A 14223-nucleotide genomic window follows, 5' to 3' on the forward strand; every position below is an offset into this window, starting at 1 on the left:
TTCTCCGCCACTGCCCGGTCGTCGTCGGTAGCGTCGAGAGGTAACTGGCGGATCGCCTTGTGGATCGCATCCACGTGTTCAGGTCCGATCATGCCTTCCTGCAACGTGTCTGCGACGACAGGCAAGTCCGCCGCCACCGGCGCACCCGAGGTCGTGACCGAGGGCAGCAACGCGCGGGCGTGCGCGACCATGCGCCGCGCATCAATCGGGTTGAGGTTGAACATCTCCCGTATCAACGCCCCGACACCGGAATAGCCATGTGTGTCGGGCAGCCCACGCGCCTCGATCTCCGCGATGAACGTCAACTCCCGGGCATAGGACTCCCGACGGCCCTGCTCCAACCCCCGCAGGCCGTCGACAAGTTCCTTGTCCCCCAATGACATCGGGGAGATCACGCTCTCGCACACAAACACAGCCTACCACAAGACTCGAACATGTGTTCGACAAATTTGTTCGAGTGTCGTAGTCTGATCTCGTTGGACTGAAAGGTGGCGTAGGTCAATGGGGAGTAACTGCAGCAGTGGTTCTCGAGTGAGAAATCCTGTTTGGACTAGCTTATGCAGCAAGACCTCCGTGACCGTGGGCACGATCTTCCATCGCACCCGGACGGCGCTGTCGACGTGGTTCGCTGCGATCTGGTCCATGACGTCGCAGAAGAACGGGATCTCCGCTCGCCGTAGCCGCGCCCGGCCCGGCCCGGCTGATCCTGGGCCGGGCCGGAATTCCATTGGCCGATCAGCTCGTCATGGTGGCGAACATGCCGGGCTTGTAGGAACCCGCGGGGTTGCGCACGATGACGTTCATCCGGTTGGCTGCGTTGATCAGTGCAACCAGGGAGACCAGTGCGGCGATCTGATCGTCGTCGTAATGCTTGCGCACCTCGGCCCAGGTTTCGTCGGACACGCCGTGGTGGGCGTCGGCGAGGCGGGTGCCCTCCTCGGCCAGCGCCAGCGCGGCCCGCTCGGCTTCGGTGAACACGGTGGCCTCGCGCCAGGTGGCGACCAGGTTGAGCCGGACCGCGGTTTCACCGGCGGCCGCGGCGTCTTTGGTGTGCATGTCGGCGCAGAAGCCGCAGCCGTTGATCTGGCTGGCGCGCAGGGACACCAGTTCCTGGGTGGCCTTCGGCAGCGGCGACTGCTGGATCACCAGGCTGGCGTTGGCGAAGCGCTTGCCGAACTTCATGGCGAGCTCGTTGTCGAAGAGGTTGAATCGGGCGTCCATGGCTTCGTCCTCACTTGTGGTGTTGCGTGCTGGACTGAACGAACACCAGATGCCGGCGACCCGATCCTTGTGACAGCACGGTTACGTGACGGGTGCCACCGTGGCTCTACGCCGCGGGCAGTGCCGTCAGCGGGGACGGGGCCGCCGCGTGGGGTCGGTGCCGGCTCGCCGCCATTGCGTGGGGCTGACTCCGTGCGCTTTGCTGAAGGTGCGGGCGAAGTAGCCGGCGTCGGGGAAGCCCACCTGCCGGCCCACGTCGCTGATCGGTAGTTCGGTGGCGGCGAGTAGGCGCCGGGCCTGGACCATGCGTCGTTCGGTGATCCACTCCTGGACGGTGCGGCCGGTGCGTCGGCGTACCGTCGAGGTGAGGTGGCCGGGGGAGATGTTGACCGCGGCGGCGACGTCGCGGAGCGACAGTGGCTGTGGGTAGCGTTGTTCGATGACCTCGAACACTTCGGCGAGGAGTGGTTCCTGGTTCTCGTGTAGGTTGCCCACCACGTCGGCGGCCAGCCTGGAGACTCCGACCAGCAGCAGTACCAGGTGCGCCAGCGCGGCCTCCCGGTAGCCGTCGCGGCGTTGTGCCAGTTCGTTGTGCAGGGCGTGGATCCGAGCGGTCCACTCGGGACGGTCGGGCTCGGGCACCCGCAGGCGGAGCGCGCCGATCGCTCCACCGCGGACGAACGGGAACAGCAGTGGGTGGGTGCGCCAGGCCAGGTGGGCGCCGGGGACGTCGGGGCCGAGCGCGTCGGCGGTGAAGAACACGCCCCAGCCGTGGCTGCCCGCGAGGTCGCTGGCCTGGATGTGGCCCATCAGGTCGCCGGGCGCGATCACGTACAGGTCGCCTGCCTCGATCGGCCAGTCCCGCCGGCCGGTGCGTAGCCGTCCGCCGGTGGTCTGGAAGTAGGCCAGGCCGGGGAAGTCGTGGGCATGCTCCTCGAACGAGCTGTTGCCTTCCCAGGCGTGCTCCATCCGCCAGGTCATCACCGGTAACTCGCCGGGCGCCGGCACCATCGAGTAGGTCGCCGGCCGGTCCCGGCCTGGCGCCGTTCGTACTGTCCGCACCGTCGAATCGTCCCACTGGTACCGCATTCGCACAGCGGATCACGACGGGCGGTTCTAGCGGTCACCGAGGTCGATGAGGATCTTGCCGACGGCGTGGCCGTCGGCGACCCGGCGCAGCGCCGTGGCCGTGGCAGCGAGCGGGAACGTCTCGCTGATATGCGGCAGCATGCTGTTCGTGGCAAGCAGGCCGGTGAGTTCCGCTTCGTTGCGCCGGAACTCGTCGGCCGGGATGTCCTGGAACTGGAAGCCGATGATGCGCACCCCTTTGATCAGCACGATATTGAGCGGGATGCGCGGGATGACGCCGGACGCGTAGCCGACCGTGACGAACCGGCCGCCGCGCCGCAGCGACCGGAGCGCGGGCTCGGAGAGGTCGCCGCCGACGGGGTCGACAACCGCGTGCGCGCCGTTGGGGACGGCCGCGCGCAGGGCTTTCCGCAGGTCCCCCTCGCGGTGGTCGACGAGCTGCCGTGCCCCGTGGGACGCGGCGGCGTCGAGCTTCGCGGCCGACGATGCCACGGCCGTAACCGAGGCGCCCAGCAGCACTCCGAGCTGGACCACCGCGAGCCCGACGCCGCCACCCGCGCCGAGCACGATCAGCTCCTCGCCCGGTTGGACCCGCGCGACAGAACGGATCGTGTGATACGCGGTGCGGTAGGCCACGCCGAACGCGGCGGCGCGGCGGAGGTCCACCCCGTCCGGGATCGGTGTCAGCCTGTCCGCGGCGACGACGACCTCCTCGGCGAAGGCACCGACGATCCCGGTGCCGGTGACGCGGTCGCCGATGGACACACCCGCGGCGTCGTCGGCGACCTCCTCGACCACGCCGGCGAACTCGCTGCCCGGTACGAACGGCGGTGGCACCGTTACCTGGTACCTGCCCGCGATCACCAGCACGTCCGGGAAGTTCACCGCCGCGGCACCGACCCTGACCCGCGCCGTGCCTGGTTCCAGCGGCGGGGATGGGAGCTCCTTCACGCGGACGACCTCGGGTGGGCCGTAGGACCGGCAGACCGCGGCACGCACGTCAGCTCACCGGCCCTTCCACACCGGGGCGCGCTTCTCCACGAAGGCGTTCGCGCCTTCTTTGGCGTCCTCGCTGGTGAACACCGCGGTCTGCCAGTGCCTGGTGCGCTCGGCGGCGCGTTCGGCGTCGGTGACCGCGAGCCGGACGAGCTCCTTGATCGCCGTCACGGCGAGCGGCCCGTTCGTGGCGATCCGCTCCGCGAGCTCCACCGCGGTGTCGAGCACTTTCTCCGCCGGTGCGACGGCATTGACCAACCCGAACTCATATGCCCGCCGCGCGTCGACAAGGTCTCCCGTCAGCGTCATCTCCAGCGCGACAGCCAGCGGGATCCTGGTCCCGATGTTCGTGCCCCCACCCGCAGGGAAGAGCCCGCGCTTGACCTCGGGCAGGCCGAACTTCGCGTCCGTCGACGCGACGATCAGGTCGCAGCCGAGCAGCAGTTCGAGCCCGCCACCGATCGCGGTGCCGTTGGCGGCGCCGACCACCGGAACGGTCAGCTCGCCCTTGACCAGCCGGCCGAAGCCCCGCACGCCCTCGCTCGAGTCGGCGCCCAGCTGCTCGCCGCTCGCGAACGCCCGCAGGTCCATCCCGGCGCAGAAGGCGCGGTCGCCGGTGCCGGTGAGGACCACGGCGCGGATTTCCGGGTCGGACTCGGCTTCCAGCGCCGCCGCGCCGATGGCGCGCAGCAGGTTCGCGTTGAGTGCATTGCGCGCCTCGGGACGGTTCAGACGGGCGATCAACACGGCTCCGCGCCGTTCCCGCACCAGCTCCTCGCCGGCGCTCACGACCTGTACCCGCTCGACTCGGCGAGCTCGGCGGCCGAGCGCATGAGATCGAGCACGATCGGCCCGAACGCCTGCAGCTTGTGGTCGTCGCCCGCGCGCTGGAACCCCTGCTCCAACACGACGGCGAGCTTCCACTTGGCGAGGACGAGGTAGTAGTCGATGTCGTCGACCTGCCGGCCGGACACCTCCGCGTAGTGCGCGAGCAACTGGTCGCGCGACGGCATCCCGCGCAGGTCCTTGTAGCCGGCGCCGGCTGCCTCGGGCGCGTTCGTGTCCTCGGGCCAGCCCTGCAGCATCCAGCCAAGGTCCAACTTGGGGTCGCCGACCGTGCCCATCTCCCAGTCCACCAGTGCCGCGAGCTCCGCAGGCCCGCCGTCTTTGAACATCACGTTGGCGAACTGGTAGTCGCCATGCATCAGGCCGGGGACGTAGTCGATCGGCCGGTGCGCGCGCAGCCACGCGGCGGCCTCGTCGAAACCGGGCAGCTCGCGGGCCTTGATGCGGTGCAGGAAGGCGGTCCAGCGGTCCACCTGACGCTCGTGGAAGCCATCGGGCCGCCCGAGGTCGTGCAGACCCTTCGCGCGCCAGTCCACTCTGGACAGCAGGGCGATGCCCTCCGCGAGCTGGTAGCCGAGCCCGGCGCGCGCGTCCAGGTCGGTATCGAACGGCGCGGGCCATGTCCTGCGGCCCATCGGCGACCAGCCCTCGACGAACCCCATGAGGTAGAACGGGCGGCCGAGCACCGAGGCCTCCTCGCACACGGCGACGGCCTTCGCGTGCGGCACGGCGGAACCGTCGAGCGCCTCGACGATCCGCCACTCACGCAGGATGCCCTTGTCCCGGTCGGCTGGTGCTCCGGGCGGCGGGATACGGATGACGCAGCGTTCATCGCCACGCCGGATCTCGTAGATCTCGTTCTGGGTGCCGCCCGACAGGAAACCGTGCTCGATCGGGGCGCCCTTGCCGGGCAGGCCGAGCTCGTCCATCCAGTCGGCGAGGCGTTGGAAATCGATCACAGGTTCCCTACTTCGTGTTCGAGGTACTGGGCGAATCTCTCGCGGGCGGCGTCGAGCTTCTTCGGCAGCCATTCGGTGGGCCACATGTCGTCACTGGGCTGGTAGTTCCTGAGCACCTGCTTGGCGACGGTGACCTTGTGGACCTCGGTGGGCCCGTCGGCGAGCCCCAGCACGCCCGCGCCGTGGATCATCCTGAAGAACGGCATCTCGTTGGTGACGCCGAGCGCGCCGTGCACCTGCATCGCCCGCCACGCGATGTCGTGGAGCACCGTCGGCATCACGACCTTGGCCGTGGCGATGTCCTTGCGAACCTTCTGGTAGTCCTTGTACTTGTCGATCTCCCACGCCGTGTAGAGCACGAACAACCGGAACTGGATGAGCTGCGCGTAGGAGTCGGCGATGTAGCCCTGCACGAACTGCTTGTCAGCAAGGCGGCTGCCCTGCGTCTCGCGAGACAGCGCACGCTCGCACATCATGTCGAGCGCCTTCTGCGCGAGGCCGATGGTCCGCATGGCGTGGTGGATCCGGCCACCCCCGAGCCGGGTCTGGGCGACGGCGAAGGCCCGGCCCTCTCCGCCGAGGAGCGACTCGGCGGGCACGCGCACGTTGTCGTAGTGGATGAGCGCGTGGAAGCCGTCGTTCACCGGCTCGCCGTAGAGGCCGACGTTGCGGACGATGTCGATGCCGGGGGTGCCGGTGGGCACCAGGAACATCGACATTCCTTTGTAGGCGCTCACATCGGGGTCGGTCACCGCCATGACGATCAGGAACGACGCCGTCTTCGCGTTGGACGAGAAGTACTTCCAGCCGCTGATGACCCAGCCGTCGCCGTCGCGGACCGCGCGGGTCGTGAACCGTGTGGGGTCGGCACCGGCCTGCGGCTCGGTCATGGAGTACGACGAGAACAGCTCACCCTCCAGCAATGGCCGCAGGTAGCGTTCCTTCTGCTCCGGGGTGCCGAAGTGGGCGATGATCTCGGCGTTGCCGGTGTCCGGTGCCTGGCAGCCGAATACGTGCGGCGCCCACGGCGACCGCCCCAGAATCTCGTTCAGCAGCGCGAGTTCGAGCTGCCCGTGGCCCTGGCCACCGAGCTCCGGCCCGAGGTGGGTCGCCCAGAGTCCTTGCCGCCGTACCTCGTCCTTCAGCGGCTCGAGGATCTTCCGCTTCGTCTCGTCCCGTGGCGTGAACGTCTCGTGCTCCCACAGCAGGTCGAGCGGCTCGACCTCGGCGCGTACGAACTCATCGGCCCAGTCCAGCTTCGCCTGGAACTCAGGCTCGGTCTCGAAGTCCCATGCCATTGCGCCTCCTCTCCAAGAGTGAGAATATCTTTCTCGTGATAGAGAACGCAATTCTTATTCGGCCGAAGGCCGTTGCGGTGAGGGTGTGGTCATGAGAGCGGAGGACCAGTTCCACCTCGGCATCGTGGTCGACGATGTCGAAGCCACGACGGCCATGCTGTCGTCGGTGTTCGGCTACGAGTGGGGCCCTGAGGTCGGTTCGCCGACCGCAGTGACGCTGCCGGGCGGTGCGGCCGTCCTCGATCTCCGCTGCGCCTTCTCGGTGTCGGTGCCGCGACTCGAGCTCGTCCGGAGCGTCCCGGAGACCCTCTGGGAACCGGTGGCGGGCGCGGGCATCCACCACATCGGCTTCTGGTCCGACGACGTGGCCGGGGACTCCGCCGAGCTCGCGCGCCACGGCTACGTCACCGAGGCGACGAGGACGGGCCCGGACGGCGCGCCGTTCTTCACGTTCCAGCGCAGCGAGACGGGTTTCCGCATCGAGCTGGTGACCCGGGCCGCGCAAGCGGGCCTGGAGATCTGCTGGACGAACACTGACGGAGGGAAACGATGACGACGATGACGACAGTGGGCATCGCGACCGGTGCCGGGCGCGGGATGGGGCTGGCGTGCGCGGAACGGGTCGCCGACATTGTGGACACGGTGTTGCTCGTCGACCGCGACGAGGAGACGGTGACCACCGCGGCGAAGAACCTGTCCGCTGCCGGGGCCGCCGCCGAGCCGTTCGTGCTCGACGTCACCGATGCCGAGGGCCTGGCCCGGCTCGCCGAGCGGACCGCCGAACTCGGCACGCTCCGCGCCGTCGCGCATGCGGCCGGCATCTCGCCGACCATGGCCGACTGGCGGCGGATCTTCACCGTCGACCTGGTCGGCACCGCACTCCTGGCGCAGGCGCTGCGCCCACTCGCCACCACGGGGACGGCAATGGTGTTCTTCGCCTCGATGGCGCCGCTGCTCAGCCCCGGCGAGCCGGACCCCGAGGTGCTGTCGGTGCTGGACGACCCACTCGACGATCGGTTCCTCGACCGGATCCACGAGGTCGTGGGACCGTCCATAGCGGACACAGGGCTGGCCTACTCGTTGGCCAAACGTGGCGTGCACCGGTTCGCGCGGCGGGAGGCCGTGCGGCTCGGGCCCGTGGGCGCCCGCGCCTGCTCGATCTCGCCCGGCCTCATCGACACCCCGCAGGGCAGGCAGGAAGCGGCGGAGCATGCCAGCATGCAGGTGCTCGTGCAGCGCACGCCGCTCGGCCGTGAGGGGCGGCCCGAGGAGGTCGCCGCGGTGGTCGGCTTCGCGCTCTCGGACCAGGCCGGCTTCCTCAACGGCGTCGACCTCCTCGTCGACGGCGGAGTGTGCGCCGCGGTGGCGGGGTGACCGGGAGTGACGCTGTGCCGGTGAGCGATGTCACGAGCCGCATCGCCCAGCGTGCGCTGGCCAAGCGCGGCGCCAGCTACGCGAGCGAGGTGCGCCGCCTGCTGGACGCCGCGCTGGAACTCATGCGGCAGCGTGGCACCAACTCGGCTCCGCGCGTCGCCGACATCGTCGCCGGGGCCGGGTTGTCGAACGAGGCCTTCTACCGGCACTTCCCGTCCAAGGACGCCCTCGTCGCCGCCATTCTGGAGGACGGCACGGAGCGCCTATGCAGTTATGTGGCGCATCAGATGACCAAAGTGGACACCGCGGACGGCAAGGTGCGGCGGTGGGTCGAGGGTGTGCTGTCCCAGGCGGCCGAAGACATCGCCGCGACAACGCGCGCCGTGCTGTGGAACGCCGTCGGGCTGCGAAACTCCGGCGACTCCGCGCCGCTCGCCCCCAGTGGGCGGCTGGCTGTGCTGCTGCACGGGCCGTTCGCGGACCTCGGCAGCGGCGACCCCGCGTTCGACGCCTCGCTCGCCGCGCACGCGACGTTCGGCACGCTCGCGGACTACGTCTGGCAGCGGGCCGAGCCGTCCAAAGCGGACATCGACCGCATCACCGCCTTCTGCCTGCGCACCGTTGGTCCCGCATAGCTCCTCACGGGCGCAGGCTGCGCAGGAACAGCTGGACCGCGACCTCGGTGTGGCGTTGCTGCTCGGCGGGCTCGCGGACGATGCCGAACGAGGCCAGGCGAGCGGGCACACCCGCGACCATTCCGAGGAAGTGCTCGGCGAGAATCTCCGGCTCGTCGGCCTTGATCGCGCCGGTGGCTGCATGCCGCCGCAGCAGCTCGACCACGAGTTGCCGGCGCGGCCAGAATCCCGTGGCGTAGGCCCGCTGCGCGATCTCGGGAAAGCGCGACTCGTGGGCTATCGCGAGCTGTGCGAGTTTGATCATCGACGGGTCGAGTGCGCGGCGCACGGAGGTCGTCGCGATCGCGGTCAGCGCACCTTCCAGGTCGTCGAGCTCCGGCGGGGGCGGATCCCGCAGCGGCCAGTCGGTGCGCTGCATCGCCCACGCGATGACGGAGCGGAACACCGCGTCCTTACCGGGAAACCGGGTGTACAGCGAGGCCTTCGTGGTGCCGGCCGCGCCGGCGATCGCTTCCATCGACGTGCCGTCGTAGCCGCGTTCGAGGAACAGTTCGAGCGCGTGTTCACGGACGTCGTCGTCCAGCTTCCTGGCCTCCTCCAGCGTGGGCCTGCCGCCACGCCGTGGGCGAGTCGCACCTGTCACAGGTCGCAGTCTGCCAGAAGTACTCCCTGGACAAAACTCGACCCATCGGTATAGTTAATTCCTCGACCATGACCGGAGGCGCGATGTCGACGACGACAACACCGCGGGACACCATCGAGGCGCTCAACGAGCGGTTCCAGCAACGGCGGCAGCAGGTGCCCGTCCTCGCCAAGCGGGCGGAGGCCGAGGGCATCACCGGGATCCGGGGCCGCGAGGACCTGATCCCTTTGCTTTTCCCGCACACGACCTACAAGAGCTATCCCGAGGCTCTGGTCTCGAAAGGACAGTGGGCGCAGCTGAATCGCTGGCTCGACTCGCTGTCGACCTATCGGGTCGACGTGGACGTCACCGGTGTCGAGAACATCGACGACTGGATCGCCCGGCTCGAAACGGGTGGGCACCTGGTGTCGAGTTCCAGCGGCACCAGCGGCAAGGGCTCGTTCCTGAACAAGACCAAGCGCGACCGCGAGACCTCGCTGCGGAACATGCTGGACGGCCTCGCCGAGACCGGCATCCGGCCGCGGCGCTCGTGGCACGTCATCCCGGTCGGGCCGGACACCGGCCTCAGCGCACACAATGCGACCCGCGACCTGATCCTCGCGACCTACAGCCGCACCGACGGGATTCCTATACCTCACAGCGAAGGCCGCAAGGACCACCACCAGTACCTGGCGCGCATCGCGGCCATCCGCAAAGCCATGGCGGACGGAACCGCGAAGCCGGACGAGGTCGCGGCGATCGAGGCCGACGGCGCACGACGGCAGCAGGAAACCGAGGAACGCCTGCGGCATTTCGCGAAGCACATCGTCGAGCGACGTGACGAACCCATCTTCTTCAACTCCATGTTCGCGCCGATGTTCCGGCTGTGCGAGATCCTCAGGGAGTCCGGTGTGTCCGAAGGAGACATCACCGGTGAGAACGCGTTGATGACCGGCGGGGGCCTGAAAGGCAACACGCTGCCGGCTGACTACCAGGCGCAGATCTTCCGGATGCTGAACATCGCGCCGGCCCGGTTCTTTCACTACTACTCGATGCAGGAGCTGAACCTGCGCAGCCCCAAGTGCCTCGACGGGCGTTACCACGTGCCCGACGGGCTCCTCCTGTTCGTGCTGGACCCCGACGGTGAGTCGCCGGCGCCGGAGTCGGACGGTCAGGCCGAGGGCCGTGCCGCGTTCTTCGACCTGACGATCGACGGTCGCTGGGGCGGGACGATCAGCGGTGACAAGATCCGTGTCGACCAACGCGGCTGCCCGTGCGGCCGGTCCGGCCAGACCATTTTCGGTGACATCGCGCGCTACTCCGACCTGCGCGACGACGACAAGATCACCTGTGCCGGCACGATCGACGCCTACGTCCGCGGCTTCGTCGAGGAGTGATCATGAGTACCGCAGCCACCTACGCACCCACCGCCTTGAAGACCGGCAAGATCCGGGTGCCGCACTTCGTGCGTGGCCGCCTGGTCTGGGGCGAGGACACCGAGTACCTGTCCCGCGACTTCGGCGTGCCGTTCGTGACCCCGCGTCTCGAGCTCGACGAGTTGTTCGTGCCGCGCACCAGCCCCGGTCCGGCCTTCGACGCGCCGGTCGCCGAGATCATCGACTTCCTGGTCGAGACCGCACAGCACCTCACGCTCGAGAAGAACGCCTACCTGCAGGAGTCGCTCGAGATGACCCTGCGGGTGAGCGCACTCCCACGGCGCATCATCGAGAACACGTTCCGCCGCCCCGGGCAGTTCCTGACCCGGGAAGCGCTCGAGTACCGCATCGAGCGCATCTTCGGCGGCCCGGAGCTGCTCGACGGCTGGGTCGAGCACACCGACCCCAACGGCAGGGTCAGCCGGGTTCGCGCCTTCCCACCCCGGCTGGTGCACATGCTCGCCGGCAACTCGCCGAGCGCCGCCATGACGTCGATCGCCGACGCCGCGCTGGTCAAGGCCGTGAACGTGTTCAAGATGCCGTCGGCCGACCCGTTCACCACCGTCGCCGTGCTGCGCACGATGGCCGACATCGCGCGCGACCATCCGGTGCTGCAGTCGATGTCGGCAGTCTACTGGCGTGGTGGCGACGCACACGTCGAAGGGGTGCTGTACCGCTCGCAGTACTTCGACAAGCTCGTCGCGTGGGGCGGCGGCGACGCGATCGCCAACGCCGCCAGGTATGTGGGGCCTGGTTTCCAGCTGATCTCCTTCGACCCCAAGGTGTCGATGTCGATCATCGGCCGGGAGGCGTTCGCCTCCGAGGAGACCCTGCGCGAGGTCGCCGAGCTGGCCGCAGCAGATGCCACGATCTTCAACCAGGATGCGTGCGTCGCCGCGCGCCACGTGTGCGTCGAAGGCGATGTCGACGACGTCGACCGGTTCTGCGCCCTGTTGTGCGAGCGGCTCGGCAGCGACCGCGCCTTCGCCTCGGCGGTCGGGCCCAAACCGCCGGCCGACATCCGGGAGGCGGTGGACGGCCTGCGTTTCCTGGAGCCCGGCTACCGGACCTGGGGCGACTACGACGGCCGCGGCCTCGTCGTGCGGTCGCCGGAGCCGGTGGACTTCCACCCCACGAACAAGACGGTGAACGTCGTGCCCGTCGCCTCGATGCTCGACGCGGTCGCGTTCGCGACGGTGGCGACCCAGACCGTGGGCATCTATCCCACGCACCGCAAGACCGAGGTGCGCGACCGGCTCGCGACAGCGGGTGTGCAGCGGGTCGTGAAGCTCGGCAGCGCGTTCACGGGCAGCATCGGCAACCCGCACGACGCCATGTATCCCTTGCACCGCTTCGTGAACTGGGTGGTGGACGACGATGCCTGACCAGGGAGAGGGCACGTCGATCCCGTTGCGCGTGCTCGGCCGGTCGGGAATGCGGGTCAGCGAGCTGTGCCTCGGCGCGATGACGTTCGGCACCGAATGGGGGTTCGGCGCGGACGAGGAGACCTGCCGGGAGATCTACCGTGTGTTCCGCGATGCCGGTGGCAACTTCGTCGACACCGCCAACATCTACAACGAGGGCGCTAGCGAGGCGATCGTCGGGCGGCTCATCGCCAAGGAACGCGACGCGATCGTGCTGAGCACCAAGTACACCCTGCTCGCGGACAAGGAGAATCCGAACTCGGGCGGCAGCCATCGCAAGAGCCTGCGGTGCGCGGTCGAGGGGAGCCTGCGCCGCCTCGGCACCGACTACGTCGACCTGCTGTGGGTGCACGCGTGGGACCAGTGCACACCGGCCGACGAGACGCTGCGCGCGCTGGACGATCTCGTGCGCGCGGGTACGGTGCTGGCGGTCGGCGTGAGCAACACACCGGCTTGGGTCGTGTCGCGGTCGCAGGCCATCGCCGACCTGCGTGGCTGGAGCGCGTTCTGCGCCATTCAGCTGGAGTACTCGCTCGTGGCGCGCACACCGGAGCGCGAGTTGCTGCCGATGGCCAGGGCTCTCGGGCTTTCGCCGTGGGCGTGGAGCCCGCTCGCACGCGGACTTCTGACGGGCAAGCGCCGCGGTGACAGTGCACCGCCGTCACCCGCCGCGCAGCGCGCGCTGACGGTCACCACCGAGGTCGCCGCCGAGCTCGGTGCGACGCCCGCCCAGGTCGCACTGGCCTGGCTGCGGCGGCAGGGCGTGTCGCCGGTGATCGGCGCCCGCACCGTGGCGCAGCTGCGGGACAACCTCGGCGCGCTGGACGTCTCGTTCGACGACGAGCAGCTGCGACGGCTTGACGCCGCGACGCGGGTGAGGCGTGGTTACCCGCACGACTTCCTTGACCGGCACCGCGCCACGCTTGCGTTATGAGGCTGGTGAGCGCCGTCGCCTTGGGGGCGCTAGCGCGAGTGGTTCATGAGTGCGAGGGTGGCGTCGGCGGCGTCGAGCACCGGGCCGCTCGGCGCACCGGCCGCGGTGGCGAGCTCGGCCACGAGCCCGACGTCCTTGCGCAGCAACGATCCCGCGTGCGCAGCGATGCGGTCGAGGCTGCCACCGGCGCTGGCGATCCGCCCCAGCGCGAAGCTGTTCGCGGTGCCGTGGGAGATGACCTCGCCGAGGCGCTGAGCGTCGATGCCCAGCGTCTGCCCGAGTGTCAGCGTGCTGCTCGCGGTCGCGAGGTTGGCCGTGAACAACAGGTTGTTGAGCAGCTTCGTGACCTGTCCGGCGCCGACGTCGCCGAGATGGACCACCGGGTCGCCATACGTCGCGAACACCGGCCTGCATCGCTCGACGACAGCGGAGTCGCCGCCCACCATCACGAGCAGGTGGCCATCGACCGCAGCCATGCCGCCACCGCTCACCGGCGCGTCGAGTACCGCGATGCCCCGTTCCGCGGCCCGCTGTGCGAGGCGGCGGCACGTGTCCGGGTGCACAGTGCTGTGCACCGCGAGCACGCCACCCGAGCCGAGGCCGGCCAGCACACCCTGCTCACCGTCGACGACCTGGTCGACATCGGCATCGCTCACAACACACAGGCAGACGAGGTCGCTGTCCGCGGCCAGCTCCGCAGGCGATCCGGCGACCTTCGCGGCAGTGTCCGCGTACTGTTCCAGCGACGCGGAGCGCCGTGCCCACAGGGTCGTCGGGTAGCCGGCATCGACGATCCGCCGCGCCATCGGCCCACCCTGGCTGCCGAGCCCGATGAACCCCACTCGCATCGCCATTTCGGTCCCTTCCCTAGGCAGCGGTGTCGGCCGTCTCGGCGGCAGCGGGCTGTGGCCGCCAGAACAACGCCAGCAGGCCCGCGGTCGCGACCACGCCCACCCCGAGTGCGATGCCGCCGCCGGCCCAGCCGGTCACGGCGATCCCGGCCGCGTCGTCGACCGACACGCGCCCCGGGCCGAGCATCGCCAGTGCGAGTGCGACGACCGCGAGCACGAGTACGTACTCGTAGCCGTCCTTGAACACGAAGAACCCGTTCGGCCTGTGCGCGAGCAGGCCGGCGACCAGCATCACGGAAACCACCGCGGCACAGGCCAGTGGTGTGAGCAGGCCGAGGATCAGCAGCGCGCCCGCGCCGATCTCCGTCACCACGCTCAGCCACGCCTGCAGCTTTCCCTGCCGCAGGCCCAGCCCGCTGAACCAGCGTGCGGTGCCCTCGATGCGGGCACCGCCGACCCAGTGATTCACCCCATGCGCGATCATGGTGCTGCCGAGGACCACCCTCACCAGCAGCAGCGCGATATCCGCATCCACTCG

Annotated in this window: 16 protein-coding genes and 1 pseudogene; 7 read left to right on the plus strand and 10 right to left on the minus strand. The window is 69.3% G+C overall.

Features of this window, described 5'->3' with window-relative positions; translation table 11 throughout:
- A partial coding sequence (locus ABZ863_RS09810; protein WP_358533195.1) for a DUF222 domain-containing protein occupies positions 1-407 on the minus strand: 407 nt, incomplete at its 3' end.
- Between the two features lie 157 nt (positions 408-564).
- Between ABZ863_RS09810 and ABZ863_RS09815 the strand changes: the two are divergent.
- A pseudogene (locus ABZ863_RS09815) lies at positions 565-675 on the plus strand (IS1595 family transposase); the annotation flags it as partial.
- A 60-nt stretch (positions 676-735) separates the two neighbouring features.
- On the opposite strand, the gene ABZ863_RS09820 reads toward ABZ863_RS09815, so the two are convergent.
- From ABZ863_RS09820 to ABZ863_RS09845, 6 genes are all read right to left on the minus strand, one after another.
- The gene (locus ABZ863_RS09820; protein WP_358533198.1) at positions 736-1221 is read right to left on the minus strand and encodes a carboxymuconolactone decarboxylase family protein; all 486 of its coding nucleotides are present in this window, start codon (positions 1219-1221) and stop codon (positions 736-738) included.
- A 126-nt stretch (positions 1222-1347) separates the two neighbouring features.
- Positions 1348-2283 (minus strand): helix-turn-helix transcriptional regulator, encoded by a 936-nt coding sequence (locus ABZ863_RS09825; protein WP_358533201.1) that lies wholly within the window; start codon positions 2281-2283, stop codon positions 1348-1350.
- 54 nt (positions 2284-2337) lie between these two features.
- Positions 2338-3261, minus strand: coding sequence for an NADPH:quinone oxidoreductase family protein (locus tag ABZ863_RS09830; RefSeq protein WP_358533204.1), 924 nt, complete (start codon positions 3259-3261; stop codon positions 2338-2340).
- Positions 3262-3315: 54 nt separating this feature from the next.
- Positions 3316-4095 (minus strand): enoyl-CoA hydratase-related protein, encoded by a 780-nt coding sequence (locus tag ABZ863_RS09835; protein WP_358533207.1) that lies wholly within the window; start codon positions 4093-4095, stop codon positions 3316-3318.
- Positions 4092-5111, minus strand: a complete 1020-nt coding sequence (locus tag ABZ863_RS09840) for a phosphotransferase family protein (RefSeq protein WP_358533210.1) — start codon at positions 5109-5111, stop codon at positions 4092-4094. Before ABZ863_RS09840 ends, ABZ863_RS09835 begins: the two co-directional genes overlap by 4 nt.
- A complete protein-coding gene (locus tag ABZ863_RS09845) occupies positions 5108-6409 on the minus strand; it encodes an acyl-CoA dehydrogenase family protein (RefSeq protein ID WP_358533213.1) in 1302 nt (433 codons plus the stop codon). Before ABZ863_RS09845 ends, ABZ863_RS09840 begins: the two co-directional genes overlap by 4 nt.
- 91 nt (positions 6410-6500) lie before the next feature.
- Between ABZ863_RS09845 and ABZ863_RS09850 the strand changes: the two genes are divergently transcribed.
- From ABZ863_RS09850 to ABZ863_RS09860, 3 genes are read left to right on the plus strand one after another with little or no spacing between them, the layout of a single operon-like run.
- Positions 6501-6962: a VOC family protein gene (locus tag ABZ863_RS09850; RefSeq protein ID WP_358533216.1), complete on the plus strand. Its 462-nt coding sequence runs from the start codon at positions 6501-6503 to the stop codon at positions 6960-6962.
- On the plus strand, positions 6959-7783 hold the full coding sequence (locus ABZ863_RS09855; RefSeq protein ID WP_358533219.1) for an SDR family oxidoreductase: 825 nt from the start codon (positions 6959-6961) through the stop codon (positions 7781-7783). Before ABZ863_RS09850 ends, ABZ863_RS09855 begins: the two co-directional genes overlap by 4 nt.
- A gap of 20 nt (positions 7784-7803) precedes the next feature.
- Positions 7804-8418, plus strand: a complete 615-nt coding sequence (locus ABZ863_RS09860; RefSeq protein ID WP_358533222.1) for a helix-turn-helix domain-containing protein — start codon at positions 7804-7806, stop codon at positions 8416-8418.
- Between the two features lie 4 nt (positions 8419-8422).
- On the opposite strand, the gene ABZ863_RS09865 is transcribed toward ABZ863_RS09860, so the two are convergent.
- Positions 8423-9061: a TetR/AcrR family transcriptional regulator gene (locus ABZ863_RS09865; protein WP_358533225.1), complete on the minus strand. Its 639-nt coding sequence runs from the start codon at positions 9059-9061 to the stop codon at positions 8423-8425.
- 83 nt (positions 9062-9144) lie between these two features.
- Here ABZ863_RS09865 and ABZ863_RS09870 point away from each other — a divergent pair, with 83 nt between their 5' ends.
- The 3 genes from ABZ863_RS09870 to ABZ863_RS09880 are packed head-to-tail and all read left to right on the plus strand — an operon-like array spanning position 9145 to position 12834.
- The gene (locus tag ABZ863_RS09870; protein ID WP_358533228.1) at positions 9145-10437 is read left to right on the plus strand and encodes a hypothetical protein; all 1293 of its coding nucleotides are present in this window, start codon (positions 9145-9147) and stop codon (positions 10435-10437) included.
- 2 nt (positions 10438-10439) lie between these two features.
- Positions 10440-11861 carry an acyl-CoA reductase gene (locus ABZ863_RS09875; protein WP_358533231.1) on the plus strand — a complete coding sequence of 474 codons (1422 nt, stop codon included), beginning with the start codon at positions 10440-10442 and terminating at the stop codon, positions 11859-11861.
- Positions 11854-12834, plus strand: coding sequence for an aldo/keto reductase (locus ABZ863_RS09880; RefSeq protein ID WP_358533234.1), 981 nt, complete (start codon positions 11854-11856; stop codon positions 12832-12834). Before ABZ863_RS09875 ends, ABZ863_RS09880 begins: the two co-directional genes overlap by 8 nt.
- A gap of 29 nt (positions 12835-12863) precedes the next feature.
- On the opposite strand, the gene ABZ863_RS09885 is transcribed toward ABZ863_RS09880, so the two are convergent.
- Both ABZ863_RS09885 and ABZ863_RS09890 read right to left on the minus strand, forming a co-directional pair.
- A complete protein-coding gene (locus tag ABZ863_RS09885) occupies positions 12864-13688 on the minus strand; it encodes an NAD(P)-dependent oxidoreductase (protein ID WP_358533237.1) in 825 nt (274 codons plus the stop codon).
- Positions 13689-13701: 13 nt separating this feature from the next.
- A complete protein-coding gene (locus ABZ863_RS09890) occupies positions 13702-14220 on the minus strand; it encodes a DoxX family protein (protein WP_358533240.1) in 519 nt (172 codons plus the stop codon).
- Between the last annotated feature and the right edge of the window lie 3 nt (positions 14221-14223).

Origin of the sequence: Saccharomonospora sp. NPDC046836, assembly GCF_040645195.1 — a bacterium.
Taxonomy (GTDB): Bacteria; Actinomycetota; Actinomycetes; order Mycobacteriales; family Pseudonocardiaceae; genus Prauserella_A.